The organism is Streptomyces sp. NPDC001070 (assembly GCF_053598835.1).
This window is the reverse complement of sequence record NZ_JBSFLB010000038.1, coordinates 25,417-39,512: the sequence shown is the minus strand read 5'-3', so window position 1 is coordinate 39,512 and position 14,096 is coordinate 25,417. Positions and strand designations below refer to the sequence as shown.

General features: G+C 71.3%; 11 protein-coding genes. 5 read left to right on the top strand and 6 right to left on the bottom strand.

Annotated features, from left to right (window positions below):
* Positions 1 to 3: 3 nt before the first annotated feature.
* The 5 genes from ACWDAS_RS34800 to ACWDAS_RS34780 form a co-directional block, all read right to left on the bottom strand.
* Positions 4 to 1,074 (bottom strand): ABC transporter ATP-binding protein, encoded by a 1,071-nt coding sequence (locus ACWDAS_RS34800; RefSeq protein WP_450398827.1) that lies wholly within the window; start codon positions 1,072 to 1,074, stop codon positions 4 to 6.
* A gap of 35 nt (positions 1,075 to 1,109) precedes the next feature.
* Positions 1,110 to 2,201: an ABC transporter ATP-binding protein gene (locus tag ACWDAS_RS34795; RefSeq protein WP_450398826.1), complete on the bottom strand. Its 1,092-nt coding sequence runs from the start codon at positions 2,199 to 2,201 to the stop codon at positions 1,110 to 1,112.
* Positions 2,202 to 2,238: 37 nt separating this feature from the next.
* A complete protein-coding gene (locus ACWDAS_RS34790; protein ID WP_450398824.1) occupies positions 2,239 to 3,216 on the bottom strand; it encodes an ABC transporter permease in 978 nt (325 codons plus the stop codon).
* Positions 3,217 to 3,296: 80 nt separating this feature from the next.
* On the bottom strand, positions 3,297 to 5,078 hold the full coding sequence (locus tag ACWDAS_RS34785; RefSeq protein ID WP_450398823.1) for an ABC transporter substrate-binding protein: 1,782 nt from the start codon (positions 5,076 to 5,078) through the stop codon (positions 3,297 to 3,299).
* 140 nt (positions 5,079 to 5,218) lie between these two features.
* Positions 5,219 to 6,247 carry an ABC transporter permease gene (locus tag ACWDAS_RS34780; protein ID WP_450398879.1) on the bottom strand — a complete coding sequence of 343 codons (1,029 nt, stop codon included), beginning with the start codon at positions 6,245 to 6,247 and terminating at the stop codon, positions 5,219 to 5,221.
* A 488-nt stretch (positions 6,248 to 6,735) separates the two neighbouring features.
* On the opposite strand from ACWDAS_RS34780, the gene ACWDAS_RS34775 reads away from it, so the two are divergent.
* Positions 6,736 to 7,764: a hypothetical protein gene (locus ACWDAS_RS34775; protein ID WP_450398821.1), complete on the top strand. Its 1,029-nt coding sequence runs from the start codon at positions 6,736 to 6,738 to the stop codon at positions 7,762 to 7,764.
* Positions 7,765 to 7,995: 231 nt separating this feature from the next.
* Here ACWDAS_RS34775 and ACWDAS_RS34770 read toward each other — a convergent pair whose 3' ends face one another.
* Entirely contained in the window at positions 7,996 to 10,128 is a 2,133-nt protein-coding gene (locus tag ACWDAS_RS34770; RefSeq protein ID WP_450398819.1) for an alpha/beta fold hydrolase, read from the bottom strand.
* Positions 10,129 to 10,317: 189 nt separating this feature from the next.
* Between ACWDAS_RS34770 and ACWDAS_RS34765 the strand changes: the two genes are divergently transcribed.
* The 4 genes from ACWDAS_RS34765 (at position 10,318) to ACWDAS_RS34750 (ending at position 14,065) form a co-directional block, all read left to right on the top strand.
* A complete protein-coding gene (locus ACWDAS_RS34765; protein ID WP_450398817.1) occupies positions 10,318 to 10,512 on the top strand; it encodes a hypothetical protein in 195 nt (64 codons plus the stop codon).
* Between the two features lie 38 nt (positions 10,513 to 10,550).
* Complete coding sequence (gene mshB, locus ACWDAS_RS34760) at positions 10,551 to 11,444, top strand: N-acetyl-1-D-myo-inositol-2-amino-2-deoxy-alpha-D-glucopyranoside deacetylase (protein WP_450398815.1); 894 nt, start codon at positions 10,551 to 10,553, stop codon at positions 11,442 to 11,444.
* Positions 11,441 to 11,797, top strand: coding sequence for a DUF6113 family protein (locus tag ACWDAS_RS34755; RefSeq protein WP_450398813.1), 357 nt, complete (start codon positions 11,441 to 11,443; stop codon positions 11,795 to 11,797). Before mshB ends, ACWDAS_RS34755 begins: the two co-directional genes overlap by 4 nt.
* 429 nt (positions 11,798 to 12,226) lie before the next feature.
* Complete coding sequence (locus ACWDAS_RS34750; RefSeq protein ID WP_450398811.1) at positions 12,227 to 14,065, top strand: hypothetical protein; 1,839 nt, start codon at positions 12,227 to 12,229, stop codon at positions 14,063 to 14,065.
* Positions 14,066 to 14,096 lie beyond the last annotated feature (31 nt).

Sequence of the window (14,096 nt, the reverse complement as noted above, 5' to 3'; positions counted from 1 at the left end):
GGGTCAAGGGGTCTTGTCGGCGGGCGTCTCCTCGATCGCGGCGAGGGCCGGGTCGAGGATGACGTCCTCGCCCCGCGCCGCGGTCGTCGGCTCCTCGGGGAAGTGGCACGCGCTCAGGTGCCCCTCCCGGTTCCCCTCGATGCGGACCAGGGGCGGCTCCTCGGTCGCGCACTTGTCCTGCGCCTTCCAGCAGCGCGTGCGGAAGCGGCAGCCGGACGGCGGGGAGATCGGCGAGGGCACGTCGCCGGCGAGCCGGATCCGCTCGGTGGTGTCCCGCTCGTCCGGGTCCGGCTCGGGAGAGGCGGACAGCAGGGCGTGGGTGTACGGGTGGCGGGGCCGCTCGTAGATGTCCTGGCGCTCGCCGACCTCCACGATCCGACCGAGGTACATCACCGCCACCCGCTGCGAGAAGTGCCGTACCACCGCGAGGTCATGGGCGATGAAGAGGAAGGCGATCCCCAGCTCCCGCTGGAGGCGCTGCAGCAGGTTCACCACCTGTGCCTGGATCGACACGTCCAGCGCCGACACCGGCTCGTCCGCCACGATGAGCTTCGGCTCCAGGGCCAGCGCCCGGGCCACTCCGATGCGCTGCCGCTGACCTCCGGAGAACTCGTGGGGGAAGCGGTTGTAGTGCTCGGGGTTGAGGCCCACGGTCTCCAGGAGTTCGCGCACCCGCTTCTCCCGGCCGCCCGGCGGGTTGATCCCGTTGATCTCCAGCGGCGCGGACACGATGTGCCCAACGGTCTGGCGCGGGTTCAGCGAAGCGTACGGGTCCTGGAAGATCATCTGGATCTCGGAGCGGATCGGGGCCAGCTCCTTGCGCGAGGCGTGGGTGATGTCCTGCCCCTGGTAGCTGATCCGGCCCTCCGTCGGCTCGAGCAGCCGGGTCACCAGCCGCCCGGTGGTGGACTTGCCGCAGCCCGACTCGCCGACCAGCCCGAGGCTCTCGCCCTCGGCGATGCTGAAGTCGACGCCGTCCACGGCCCGCACGTCCGCCACATGGCGCTTGACCAGGAAGCCGCTCCGTACGGGGAAGTACTTCCGCAGACCGGTCACTTCGAGCAGCGTGCTCATGGTCTCCCTCGGCGCGTGGTTCTGCTGCGGGACGCTCACCGGGCACCGCCCGCAAGACGCGGCTGGATCTGCCCGGTGAAGATCTCCTGCTTCCGCTCCGGGCCCAGGTGGCAGGCGGAGCCGCGCCGCTCGCTCTCGGGTATGTCCGGCCGCACGGTGGCGCAGCGGGCGCCGCCGACCTCCGCGGTGAAGCCGCAGCGCGGATGGAAGGGGCAGCCGGAGGGCGGGTTGAGCAGGCTGGGCGGGGTGCCGGCGATCGGGGACAGCGGCAGGTCCACCGGCGCCGACAGCCGGGGGATGGACGCCAGCAGGCCCCAGGAGTAAGGGTGTTCGGGCGTCTTGAGGATCTCGCGCACGGTGCCGCGCTCCACGCAGCGCCCCGCGTACATCACCATGACGTCGTCGGCGGTGTTGGCCACCACACCGAGGTCGTGGGTGATGATGACGATCGCCGTGCCCGTCTCCCGCTGGAGGTCCTTGAGCAGGTCGAGGATCTGGGCCTGGACGGTCACGTCCAGGGCGGTCGTCGGCTCGTCCGCGATGACCAGCGCGGGGTCGCAGACCAGCGCCATCGCGATCATCGCGCGCTGCCGCATGCCGCCGGAGAACTGGTGCGGGAAGTCGTCCACGCGCTGGCGCGGCTGGGGGATGCCCACCCGGGCGAGCATCTCGATCGCCCGCTCGCGGGCGGCCTTCTTCGAGGCGCCCATGTGCTTCATGTACGGCTCGGCGATCTGCCGGCCGACCGAGTAGTACGGGGAGAGCGCGGTCAGCGAGTCCTGGAAGATCATCGCCATCTTCCGGCCGCGCAGGCGTTCAAGGGTGCGCTCCGAGGCACCCGTGAGCTCCTGCCCGTCCAGCACGATCTCACCGCGGGTGGTGGTGTTGCGGGGGTTGTGCAGACCGAGGATCGCCAGATTGGTGACCGACTTGCCGGAGCCGGACTCGCCGACGATGCCCAGGGTTCTGCCGCGCTCCACGTCGAAGGAGAGCCCGTCGACGGCCTTGACGACACCGTCCTCGGTGGCGAACTGCACGTACAGGTCGCGTACCGACAGGAACGGCCCGGACGGCGCGGGGTTCTCGGGTCCGGGCGGCCCCGCCTCGGTCTTGGTGAGGATGCTCACGGGTGGTTCTCCTCTGCGTGCCGGCAAGCGTTCCGGCTCACGAAAGCCTGATCCGCGGGTCGATGAGGGCGTAAGCGGCGTCGACGACGATGTTGCAGACGACGATGATCGTGGCGCCGATCAGCATCACGGCCATCTCCAGCGGCAGGTCGCTGCGGAACACCGCCTGCACCGACAGCAGGCCGAGGCCGTGCAGTCCGAAGGTGACCTCGGTGATGATCGCGCCGCCGAGGACGGCGCTCAGGTCGATGCCGAAGATGGTGATGATGGAGGCGGCCGCGCCGCGCAGCGCGTACCGCAGGAACACGTACCGGGACGACATGCCCTTGGCGCGGGCGGCCCGGATGTGGTCCTCGGACATCTGCTCCACCATCAGCGAGCGGGTCTGCCGGCTGTAGTTGGACCAGAAGATCACCGACATCACCAGGCAGGGCAGGATCAGCCCCTGCACCGAACCCCACGGGTCGTGCGACCAGTCGGGGTCGTGTCCGCGGTCCAGCACGTGCCAGCTGGTGGCGAACAGGCCGATGGCGATCGGGCCGAGGAAGTAGATCTGCACCGAGTTGCCGACCAGCGAGACGCCGCTGGCGATCCGGTCGAAGGCCCTGCCCTGCTGCCAGGCGGAGATGAGTCCGAGGCCGACGCCGATGGCCAGGAAGGCGGAGGCCCCGCCGACGGCCAGCGACAAAGTGGTCGGGTACCGGTCGGCGATGGTGTCCCAGACCAGCTGCTGGTCGGCGAATGAGTAACCGAAGCACGGCGCCGGGCAGTGGCCGATGGGCATGTCGCGGCCGGCGAAGATGCCCACCATGAAGTGCCAGTACTGGGTCCAGATCGGCAGGTCCAGGCCGAGGTTCTTGCGGATCAGGGCCACGTTCTGCGGATTGCAGTTCTTGCCGCAGGACAGCAGCGCCGGGTCGGACGGCAGGAAGAAGAACAGGAAGTACGTGATGGCGCTGATCAGCAGCAGGATGACCAGCGCGCCCAGCACACGGCGTACCAGGAAACGCAGCATGGGTCAGGCTCTCCGTCGGTTCCGTCGGGGCGCCGGTCCCGGCCCGGGGAGAGGCCGGGACCGGCGCGGGTGCGCTGTGGCTACTGCTTGACGAAGATCGTGTTGGGGTTGATCGTCCCGTAGACCTCGTTGTAGGTGACGCCGCCGAGGCCCGAGCCGTAGATGTTGAAGTACTTGTCGAAGATGAACGGGATCTGCGACGTGTCGTTCTTCAGCACGTACTCGGACAGGGTGCGCCACTCGTCGTTCTGCTTCTTGACGTCCGTGATCGCCAGGATGCGGTCGATCTCGGAGTTGACGTGCTCGTCGTTGAGGAACGAGTAGTTGTTGGTGCCGTCGGCGAGGTTGCGGCCGTCCAGGGTCGGCGGGACCACGGTCGAGGCGTTGGGCCAGTCCGCGCCCCAGCCGGTGCGGTAGATGTCGTACGGGGTGTCGACCTTGCCGACGACCGTGTAGTACGACGTCGGGTCGATGGCCTTGCGCTGGACGTCGAAGCCGGCCTTCTCCAGGGCCTTCTCGAGGGTCAGCGACACGTTCTGCCAGCGCGGGGTGTTGGCGTAGGCGTAGGAGAGCTTGACCTTGCCCTTGACGCCGGCCTCCTGCAGCAGCTGCTTGGCCTTCTCGATGTCACCGGCGGGCTTGTCGAGCTTGCCGAAGGGGTCGTACTTCTTCCAGCCGGCGACGGTCGGGCTGAGCAGGGTGGTGCCGAGCTCGCCCTGCGCGCCGCCGCCGAAGGCCTGCTGGACCTGGGTCATCGGGAAGGCGTACATGATCGCCTGGCGGATCTTGGGGTCGGTGATCCGCTTGGTGTTGATGTTGATGACCTCGACGTACGGCTGGTACTGGTTCACCGTCCGCGACTTGTACTGCGCGTCCGTCGTCAGGGTCTGCATCTTCGACGGGTCGGAGGAACCGGATATGTTCACCGCGTACTTGTCGTTGCCGTCCTCGGCGGCGAGGCGGTTGGTCAGGCCCGGCTCGGCGATGCCGAGCTGGAAGTTCCAGCTGTCGGGGTAGGCGTTGCGGATCGGGTCGGTCTTCGGGTCCCAGTTGGTGTTCCGCTCGAAGACGAGTTCCTTGCCCGGCTTGTAGCTGGCGATCTTGTACGGGCCGGTGGCGACCGGGTGGTTGTTGTACTTCTGCTTGTCGTCCTTGGCCTTGGGCACCGGCGAGATGTTGGGCATCGCGGCCGCGTAGGGCGCGTCGGCGTGCGCCTCCATGAAGTGGAAGACGATGGTCTTGTCGTCCGGGGTGTCGATCTTGTCGGAGGGGATCTCCTTGCCCTCGTACGGGCCCGTGTAGGCCTTGCGGTAGTCGGGGCCGAAGAGCCACTTCTGGATGTACTGCGGGCCCTGCGTCTGGTAGTCGGCGAAGAGCCGCTCGATGCCGTACTTGACGTCCTTGGAGGTGACGGGGGTGCCGTCCTCGAACTTCAGGCCGTCCTTGAGGGTGAAGGTCCAGGTCTTCGCGCCGTCGGAGGACTTGCCGGTGTCGGTGGCCAGGTCGCCCACGAGGATCGTCTTGCCGGTCTTCGCGTCGATCTTGTAACCGGTCAGCGAGCGGTTGTAGAGCAGCTGGACCGAGAGCTGGTCACTGACGTACTGCTGGCCGGGGTCCAGGTAGTCGAAGCCCGCCTGGTCGAGGTCGTACGCCGTCCCGCCCTTCTTGGCTCCGGGTACGGCCGGGGCGGGGCCCGTGGAATCGGCGGCCGTGCCGAGACCGAAGTTCTGGACGGTGGCCTGCTTGCCCTCGCCGCCGCCGGTTCCCGTCCCCCCACCACCACCGCTGCTGCACGCGGCGGACAGTGTCAGAGCCCCCAACGCCAGGAACGCGGAGGCGTAACGCGCCTTGCGAATTCTCATTGATCCCTGCCTGTCAGTGAACCGAACTGCGGATACCGACGTGCCCGGTCTCCCCCCACAGGGGCCCGGCCCGGCGGCTTGGACGCCCAGGGTCCGTCCTCCGGCTCTCCGCGGCGTCGCGGGGACCCGGAAGGCGGGCCCTAACGCACGGTCTTGGGATCGAGTGCGTCCCGGACCGAATCCCCGAGCAGGTTGAAGGCGACCACGAAGATCACCATCGCGATGCCGGGGAAGAACATGAAGGTGACGTCGGATTCGTAGTACGCCGCGGCCTGCTGGAACATCAGCCCCCAGTCCGGGGTGGGCGGCAGGATTCCGACGCCGAGATAGGACAGGCCCGCTTCGGTGGTGACGTTCACCGGGAGCAGCAGCGTCGACTGGACGAGGATGGTGGACCAGATGTTCGGCAGCAGTTCCTTGCGGATGATCCGCGCCGAGGAGGCCCCGCTGATCCGCGCGGCCTCGATGAACTCGCGCTCGCGCAGGCTCAGCACCTGGGCCCGCACCAGCCGGCCCACACTCATCCAGCCGAGGACGAACTGGACGATGATCAGCGCCGCGATGCGCACATAGGTCGGCTCCTCGTCGCGGGGCGAGACGAAGAGCGCCACGATCACCGGTGTGAAGGCGATGAAGAACAGCTGCTGAGGGAAGGACAGCATCAGGTCCGAGAACCGGCCGAGGAAGTAGTCGGAGCGCCCGCCGAGATACCCCTGGACGAGCCCGATGAGCACCCCGACGACGACCGAGACCGTGGTCACGGCGAGGGCGATGCCCAGTGAGGTGCGGATCCCGTAGATCAGCAGGGTGAACACGTCGCGGCCGAGCTGGGGTTCGAGCCCGAACCAGAAGTCGCCGTCGATTCCGCCGTTGGGCTTGAGCGGGATCCCGTAGCTGTTGAGCAGGCCCCGGTCCTGCCCGTACAGGTCGTAGGGGTTCTTTCCGTAGAACTTGGATATCAGCGGCGCGGCCATGGCGATGACGATGTAGAAGATCACGACGCCGGCGCACAGCATTCCCGTACGATCGCGTTTGAAACGCAGCCAGGCGAGTTGGCCAGGAGATCGTCCGACGAGTTCGGAGGGTTCTTTCCCGGTGCCCTCGATGCCCGCGGGAGCCTCGGCCGGAACGGGTTCCGGCCGGTTCGCGGCCGTGCTCGGACTGGACATGCTCATCTGCCCCCGCACCAAGGAGTTTTGGTGGCGCCTGTGGACGCCCGTGGCTAGCTAGCCGGTATTGGGCAATGGATTTGGCGGCCAGTCAAGGGGGTGAAGCGATCAGATGTCGCGATCTTGATTATCTTGGGTAAAGGTTTGGAATATTGTCGTGAACGCGTGCTTGACAGATCCGCGGGCGCTCCGGCGAAAGCGGATGTTTCAGGATGAAACTCTTTAACACGCAGGCAACTTGACTGACGCATCTCCGATATACGGACGCGCCACGCTGAGCAGCGTACGGCCGTGCGGGTGCCGTAAGCCGGCCGGGGTGGCAGCAAGTCATCCCGGCCGGCTGCCGTGCGCCCGCGGGCGGCCCGGCTCCCGGGGCCGCCGGGAATCCCCGTCATTCCCTCCCGCCCGCGTTGAACGGCCGCCCGGCCCGGCCCGTATCCCCTGCGAAGGGCAAGGACAGTGCTGCCGGAGGGGCCGGGGAGGTGGCCATGCGGCAGGCGTATCGGCTCGGAGGAGTGGTCTGTGCGGTCCTGGGGGCCGCCGAGGCGGTCTGGCTGGGCCAGGACCTCGTGCAGTTCCGGGTGGAGGGCGCCGTCAGGGTGTGGTCGGGGCTGGGGGTGCCGGTCGGCGGGGCCCCGCTGGTCACCTCCACCGTGGACCTGCTGCTGCTCGGGCTGTACGCGGCCGGCGTGGTGGCGGCCTTCAGGCCGGGCGGCGTCGGCGTCCTCGGGGCGGCCGCGGTGGTCACCCTGGCGCTGCGCACCCCTGCGGCGTACCTGCTGGCTCCCGCCTCGGGCGGCAGCCCGCCGGGACTGCAGGGGGGTTTGCTGGTGACCGCCGGCGGGCAGGTCCTGGGCGCTCTGGTCCTGCTCTTCGTCGTACGGCGCGCCGGGGAGGACGCGCCCGCCCCACCGCGGCCCGCGGCGGGCGCGCTGGCGGGGCTGCTGCTGCTCGTCGTCGCGCTCATCACCGGGATCCTTGAGTTCTCCCGGCAGTCCGACCCGGCGGCGCTCCTGCCGCCCGGGTACTTCTGGCGTACCGCCGAGGGCGGTCACCTGGTCGACTCCCAGCTGGGGGCGCCCTACGAGTGGCTGGTCTGGGCGACGGCCGGGCTGGCCGCCGCCGCCGGCCTCGCCGGGCTGGCGCGGGCCCCGTTCGCCCGGCCGCTGGGCATCTCCGTGGCCGGCCTGCTGGCCATGACGGCGGTCCCGGTGATCGGCACCTCCCGCATCGACGTCCCGGGCGCCGACGACTTCGCCGCCGCGTTCGCGGTGGGCGCCGCCCTGGTGGTGACACTGCTGCTCGTCCCGGGCGACCTGACGGACAGGGGCGGGCCGTCCGGTGACCCGTACGCCGACGCGGAGATCCCGGCGGCCGCCGACAACCTGTCCATGCCGCTGTACGAACAGACCGCCGTCCTCCCCGTCTTCGGCGCCTACGAGCGCGCCTACGAGCAGCCGCCGCCCGGGCCCGCATCCGAGCCTCGGGCGGCGTACCTGCAGGACCCGCCGGGTTAGAGCCTGTCGTCGCGTCGGCTCCCCCAGCTCTGCCGGGAGGTGCCCCCACCGCCCGGAGGGCGGGTCCCGCGGCTCCCCCGGCTGCGCTGGGGGTGCCCCCCGGGTGCGGTGCATCGCAGGGCGGAGAGCCGTCCTCGCCGTGGGCTACTCGGACGATTCGACAACGCGGCGTGCGATTCCCTCGCCCAGCCGAGGGCCGGGCGAGGGAATCCGGACCTCGCCCCGCGTTCCCTAGCCGGCGGCGACGCCCAGGGCGCGCTTCAGGAAGGCGACCTGGAGCAGGAGCAGGTTCTCGGCGACCTCCTCCTGCGGCGTCATGTGCGTGACCCCGGACAGCGGCAGCACCTCGTGCGGCCGGCCTGCGGCCAGCAGGGCGGAGGACAACCGCAGGGTGTGCGCGGCCACCACGTTGTCGTCCGCGAGGCCGTGGATGATCATCAACGGCCTGACCTGGTCGGCCGGGTCGGCCAGACCCGCGTCGGTGACCAGGGAGTTGGCGGCGTACACCGCGGGCCGCTCCTCGGGGTGGCCGAGGTAGCGCTCGGTGTAGTGCGTGTCGTACAGCCGCCAGTCGGTGACCGGCGCACCGGCCACGGCCGCGTGGAAGACGTCCGGGCGGCGCAGCACCGCGAGCGCCGCCAGGTAGCCGCCGTACGACCAGCCGCGGATGCCCACCCGGGTGAGGTCCAGGGGGTACCGGCCGGCCAGCGCGTGCAGCGCGTGGACCTGGTCGTCGAGCGTGGCGCCCGCGAAGTCGCCCGCGATCGCCTTCTCCCAGGCGGGGGAGTGCCCGGGGGTGCCCCGGCCGTCCGCGACGACCACCGCGAAGCCCTGGTCGGCCAGCCACTGCGCCTGCAGATAGCCGCGCTGGGCGCTCACCACCATCTGGCCGTGCGGCCCGCCGTAGGGGTCCATCAGGACAGGCAGCGGCCCGTCCCCCTCCCGGTGGCCCGACGGGAGCAGCACCGCCGCCGGGATGCCGCGCTCGCCCGCCGTGACGAGCTCGGGGCGCGCGGTGAGGACCGGGGTCGCGGCGTGCGAGGCGACCTCCGCCACCTGCTCGCCGTCCCGCAGCACCCGTACGGCCGTGCCGGCCGACTCCAGCGACGCGGACGACAGCACCGTGACCGCGCCGGCGCGCACCGCCGAGTGGACGCCCGGCCTGCCGGTCAGCCGGACCGGTCCCGCGGGGTCGCCGTCGGCGCGGTACACATGGATCTCGCCGGTCTCCGGATCCTTGGCGCCGTGCCCCGCGGACGCCGACAGCAGGATGCCGTCGCCGTCCGTACCGAGCACCGCGCGGACGTGCAACTCCGGTCCGGTCCAAGGCTGTTCGCCGACGAACAGTGATCGCGAGCCGTTCTCGTCGGCGATCCGCACGAGGCGCTCCCCGGACATCCAGGCGGGCACGCCGGGGAAAAGATCAAGCCAGATTTCGTCGCGGTCCCGGTGCACCTCCCGGGTGCCGCCGGTCGCGGTGTCCACCGCCAGGTACAGCTGCTCGCGCTGGTCCCGGGTCTGGACCAGCAGCAGCGGCGGGCCCGCCGCCGACCAGTGCGCCTGAGCGAGGTACGGGTAGCGCTCGCGGTCCCACTCCACGGGGGTCGCCGCGCCGTCCAGTGTCAGCAGCACCAGCTTGACCTCGGCGTTCGGCGTGCCCGCCGCCGGGTAGGCCACCTCGGCGGGCGGCTGCGCGGGGTTCGCGGGGTCGGCGATCCACCAGCGGCGGACCGGGGACGCGTCCACCCGGGCCGCCAGCAGGGAGGCGCCGTCCGGGGCCCACCAGTAGCCGCGGCTGCGCGACATCTCCTCGGCGGCGATGAACTCCGCCAGCCCGTACGTGACATCCGGGCCCTCGGGCTCGGCCAGCGCCCGGTCCTCGCCTCCGTCGGCGTCCACCACCCGCAGCGCGCCGTTCGCCACGTAGGCCACCCGCCGGCCGTCCGGCGAGGGGCGCGGGTCCACCACGGGGCCCGGCACGGCGATCTCCCGGGCCGTGCCGGCCCGCAGCTCCGCCGTGAACAGCCGTCCCGACAAGGCGAACGCGGCCAGCTCCACCGCGTCGTCGGCCGCGTAGCCGACGATCCCGGCCGAGCCCTCCCGGCTGCGCTCCCGGCGCGCCCTCTCCTCCGGCGACAGCTCCTCCGCGGCGCCGGACAGCAGCACCTCGGGATCCGCCGCGATCCGCTCGGCGCCGGACTCCAGGTCCAGCACCCACAGCAGGTGCGAGCGGTCGGTACCGGAACGGGAGCGCAGGAAGGTGATCCGGCCGCCGTCCGGCGACACGGTGAAGGCGCGCGGGGCGCCGAGCGAGAACCGCTGCGTGCGGGCGTACTGCCGCGGGAACGAGAGCGCTTGCGTCATGGGGGGAGTGTGCCACCGCCCGCGAGTGAGCCCCGCGCACGCCAACCGCGAGATCCGGCCATGCGCCCCCGTGTGCTCCCGTGCGACGAGCTATGCGGTACGCCACAAAGTTATGATCCACTGCCGAGAGTGGGTAACAACCGGTTGGCAATTGCTGTCGCGACCCTGAGGCCCTGGAGGTGAGCCGCTGTGGCACTTTCGATTTCGGCGGTGCTGCTGCTGCTGATCGTCGTGTTCTTGCTGGTCAGGAAGGCCGGTTTGAAGGCGGGGCATGCGGTGGTCTGCATACTGCTCGGGTTCTATCTGGCGAGCTCGTCCATCGCGCCGACGATCCGGGACCTCACCAGCAATGTCGCGGGCATGATCGGGGACTTCAAGTTCTGAGCCCCTGGCTCCCCCCTGGTGAGCCTTAGGCTCTGCTCATGACCGCACCGCCCGCCCGCCGACTGCTGCTCGTCCACGCGCATCCCGACGACGAGTCGATCAACAACGGCGCCACCATGGCCAAGTACGCCGCCGAGGGCGCCCTCGTCACCCTGGTGACGTGCACCCTCGGCGAGGAGGGCGAGGTCATCCCGCCCGATCTGGCACACCTGGCCGCCGACCGTGACGACACCCTCGGCACGCACCGGATCGGCGAACTCGCCGACGCCATGGAGCAGCTCGGCGTCACCGATCACCGCTTCTTGGGCGGCCCCGGCCGCTTCCGGGACTCGGGGATGATGGGCGTGCCGCAGAACGACCGGCCAGGCAGCTTTTGGCGGGCCGACCTCGACCTCGCGGCCTCGTACCTCGTGGAGGTGATCCGCGAGACGCGTCCGCAGGTCCTGGTCACCTACGACCCCGACGGCGGCTACGGCCACCCCGACCACATCCAGGCGCACCGGGTCGCCATGCGCGCCGCCGAGCTGGCCGCGGAACCGGCCTACCGGCGCGACCTCGGCGACCCGCACTCCATCGCCAAGATCTACTGGAACTGCATCCCGCGCCGGGTGGTCGAGGAGGGCTTCGCCCGGCTGCGCGCGGCGGGCGGCCAGATCCCCTTCGAGGGCATCGCGACCGCCGACGACGTCCCCGGCGTGGTGGACGACGCCCTGGTGACCGCGGCCATCGACGAGGAGGCCCGCTATGCCGCGCAGAAGGCCGCCGCGATGAAGGCCCACGCGACCCAGATCGCTGTGGACGGCCCGTTCTTCGCGCTCTCCAACGACCTCGGGCAGCCCCTCTTCGGCGCCGAGTTCTACCGTCTGGTCAAGGGCGTGTCCGGGCGGGCCGAGGGCCTGGAGGACGACCTGTTCGCGGGGGCCGGGGCATGAGGCGCGCCGCCTACCCCGTGCTCGCGGTCCTGGGCGTGCTGGTCGCCGTCGCCGGATCGCTGGTCCAGGCCGCCTGGTTCCCGGGCGGGTTGCTGCTCGCGCTCGCCGGCAGCGCGGCGCTCTTCCACGGGGGCGCCAGGCTGACCGGGACGCGGCTGGGAGCCGTGGTGCCGGCCGCGGTGTGGCTGATCACCGTGATGCTGCTCAGTTCCTCCCGTCCGGAGGGTGATTTCCTGTTCGCCAACGGACTCAGCCCGTACGTCTACCTGTTGGGCGGAGCCATGGCGGGCGTGATGTCGGCCACGCTTGTGCAACCCCGTCCTCCCACTGACGGATCACTTGAGGCACGATAGGCGCCACGTTGCGTCCGTTACGGAGCGAACGTCGCCCGATTTGACGGTTGACGTCGTATAAACCCCTTTGATCAGGGCGGTCTCCACCCGGCGGCAGGCGGCTCCCACGCGGCGCCCAGTATGGTGGTGCGCGCCGCCGGGCCGCCCGCGGAAGGCCGTGACGGGTGGCGAAGCGAACCGGGAGAGCCTGCTTTGAGTCGTGAAACTGACCGTCCGTCCCCCGACCCCCAGGGCCGGGGCGGAGCCGCGTACCCGTCGGGTACCCCGCCGTACGGAACCCGACCGTTTCCGTCACTGCATCCGCAGGAGGGCCCGCGGGACGGTGCCGCGGGCGACGGGGAGGCGGCTGCCGCCCCCGCCGCGGGGGCGCCTGCCGGCCCTCAGGCCGGGGGAGAGCCCAAGACAACCGAGACCACGCTGACCACCCGGGTGCGCATCAACATCCCCGGGTCCCGGCCGATCCCGCCGGTCGTCGTCCGCACGCCCGTCGAGGGCGCCGCGGAGGGCGAGGCGCCCGCCGGGTCCGCTCCGGCCGCCCCGGCCGCCGAGTCGACCCCGCTGCCCGCGGGATGGGCCGTCGGCGGCGGCACCGGGGCCGGTCAGGGCGCCCCGGCGACGGCGCCGGAGGCCGCCGCGGAGCCGGCTCCCGCACCGAAGGGCGAGAAGCCCGCGAGCGACTGGTTCGCGCCGCGGAAGACCGCGCCCAGGCCCGACGCGGCGCCCGCGCCGGAGGCCACGCAGGAGTTCGCCGCTCCCGAGGTCACCCAGCCGATGCAGCTCGGGGACATCCCGGCGCAGCCCGGCCCCCCTGAGCGCCGCCCCGCCCCGGCACCCGGTCCCGGCGCCGCTCCCGGCGGTCCCCGCCGCGGTGGCATCCCGTATCTGAACGACGGCGCGGTCGGCCCGGGCGGTCCCGCCGGTCCGGGTGGCACCGGCCGCACCGCTCCCGGCCCCCGTCCCTTCCCCGGCGCGCAGGGTGCCCCCGGCATGCCCGGCGGCGGTCCCGCGGGGCCCGGGGCGGGCACGCCCTTCCCGGGACAGCAGCCGCCCGCCGGCCCCACCGCGGGTCCGGTGACCGGCGACATGCGCGTGCCCCCGGCGGGCCCGTCCGCCGGCCGCCCGCCGTTCCCCACGCCGTTCCCGCGCTCCGCCGCCGACCGGCTGTCCGGTGACACCGTCGTCAGCGGCATCCCGGCCGTGCCCCCGGCCGGACAGTCCGCAGGCCGCCCGGGCCCGGCCGGCGGGGAGGCGTACCGCTTCGAGGCGGACGAGCCGGCGGCGCCCGTCGCCCGGCAGAAGGCGGCCGAGCCCGAGCCCAAGGGCCGCTCCAAGCTGATACTGGTGGGCGTCGGCCTGCTGGGTGTGCTCGGCATCGCCTACGGCGCGGGCCTGCTGATGGACCACTCCGACGTGCCGGCCGGCACGACCGTCTACGGCGTCGAGATCGGCGGCAAGACCAAGGACCAGGCCGTCGCTGCCCTCGACCAGGAGCTCGGCTCCCGCAAGAACGCGCCCCTCACCGTCACCGTCGGCGACCAGCACAAGTCGCTGAAGCCCGCGACCGCCGGTCTCGTCCTCGACACCGACGCGACCGTCCGCAACGTGGCGCACCGCGACTACAACCCGGTCACCGTCATCGGTTCGCTGTTCGGCGGCTCGCGCGAGGCCGACCCCGTGCTGACCACGGACAAGGAGAAGCTCCGCGCCCAGCTGGAGAAGCTCTCCCAGGGCCTGGGCGGTTCCGGTTCCGAGGGCATGGTCAAGTTCGTGAACGGCAAGGCCGTCGCCGTACCGGGCAAGCCCCACCGGGGTGTCGACGTCAACGCCTCGATCGACACCGTCACCGCCGCCTACGCCACGCAGGTCGCCACCGGCAAGGCCGGCACGGTCAGCCTGAAGGTCACCACCGTCCAGCCCAAGGTGACCCAGGAGGCGCTCGACAAGGCCGTCAACGGCTTCGGGAAGACGGCCATGTCCGGGTTCGTCACGGTCCGTGCGGGCGCTGCGGCTCCCGTCCCGTTCAGCCCGCAGAATTCGCTGTCGAAGATCCTGACCATGGTGCCGGACCAGGACGGCAACCTGACCCCGTACATCGACCGCAAGGTGCTCAAGAGCCTGTACGGCAGTGCCTTCGACGGCGTGCTGGTCACCCGCGGGGACGGCACCAAGACCGCCGTCACCCCGGAGGACGTCGCCTCGGCGATGCTGCCCGCCCTGCAGACCACCGACGCCTCCAAGAAGACGGTGACCATCGAGGGCACCTCCTGACCCCCGGTCTCCCGTTCGCCGTTTGACGGGT

What these genes read in the sequence shown, in the direction of transcription:
- ACWDAS_RS34780 (WP_450398879.1), bottom strand. Translation starts at nt 6,247, where the DNA reads ATGTCCAGTCCGAGCACGGCCGCGAACCGGCCGGAACCCGTTCCGGCC.
- ACWDAS_RS34800 (WP_450398827.1), bottom strand. Translation starts at nt 1,074, where the DNA reads ATGAGCACGCTGCTCGAAGTGACCGGTCTGCGGAAGTACTTCCCCGTA.
- ACWDAS_RS34755 (WP_450398813.1), top strand. Translation starts at nt 11,441, where the DNA reads ATGAGGCGCGCCGCCTACCCCGTGCTCGCGGTCCTGGGCGTGCTGGTC.
- mshB (WP_450398815.1), top strand. Translation starts at nt 10,551, where the DNA reads ATGACCGCACCGCCCGCCCGCCGACTGCTGCTCGTCCACGCGCATCCC.
- ACWDAS_RS34790 (WP_450398824.1), bottom strand. Translation starts at nt 3,216, where the DNA reads ATGCTGCGTTTCCTGGTACGCCGTGTGCTGGGCGCGCTGGTCATCCTG.
- ACWDAS_RS34770 (WP_450398819.1), bottom strand. Translation starts at nt 10,128, where the DNA reads ATGACGCAAGCGCTCTCGTTCCCGCGGCAGTACGCCCGCACGCAGCGG.
- ACWDAS_RS34785 (WP_450398823.1), bottom strand. Translation starts at nt 5,078, where the DNA reads ATGAGAATTCGCAAGGCGCGTTACGCCTCCGCGTTCCTGGCGTTGGGG.
- ACWDAS_RS34775 (WP_450398821.1), top strand. Translation starts at nt 6,736, where the DNA reads ATGCGGCAGGCGTATCGGCTCGGAGGAGTGGTCTGTGCGGTCCTGGGG.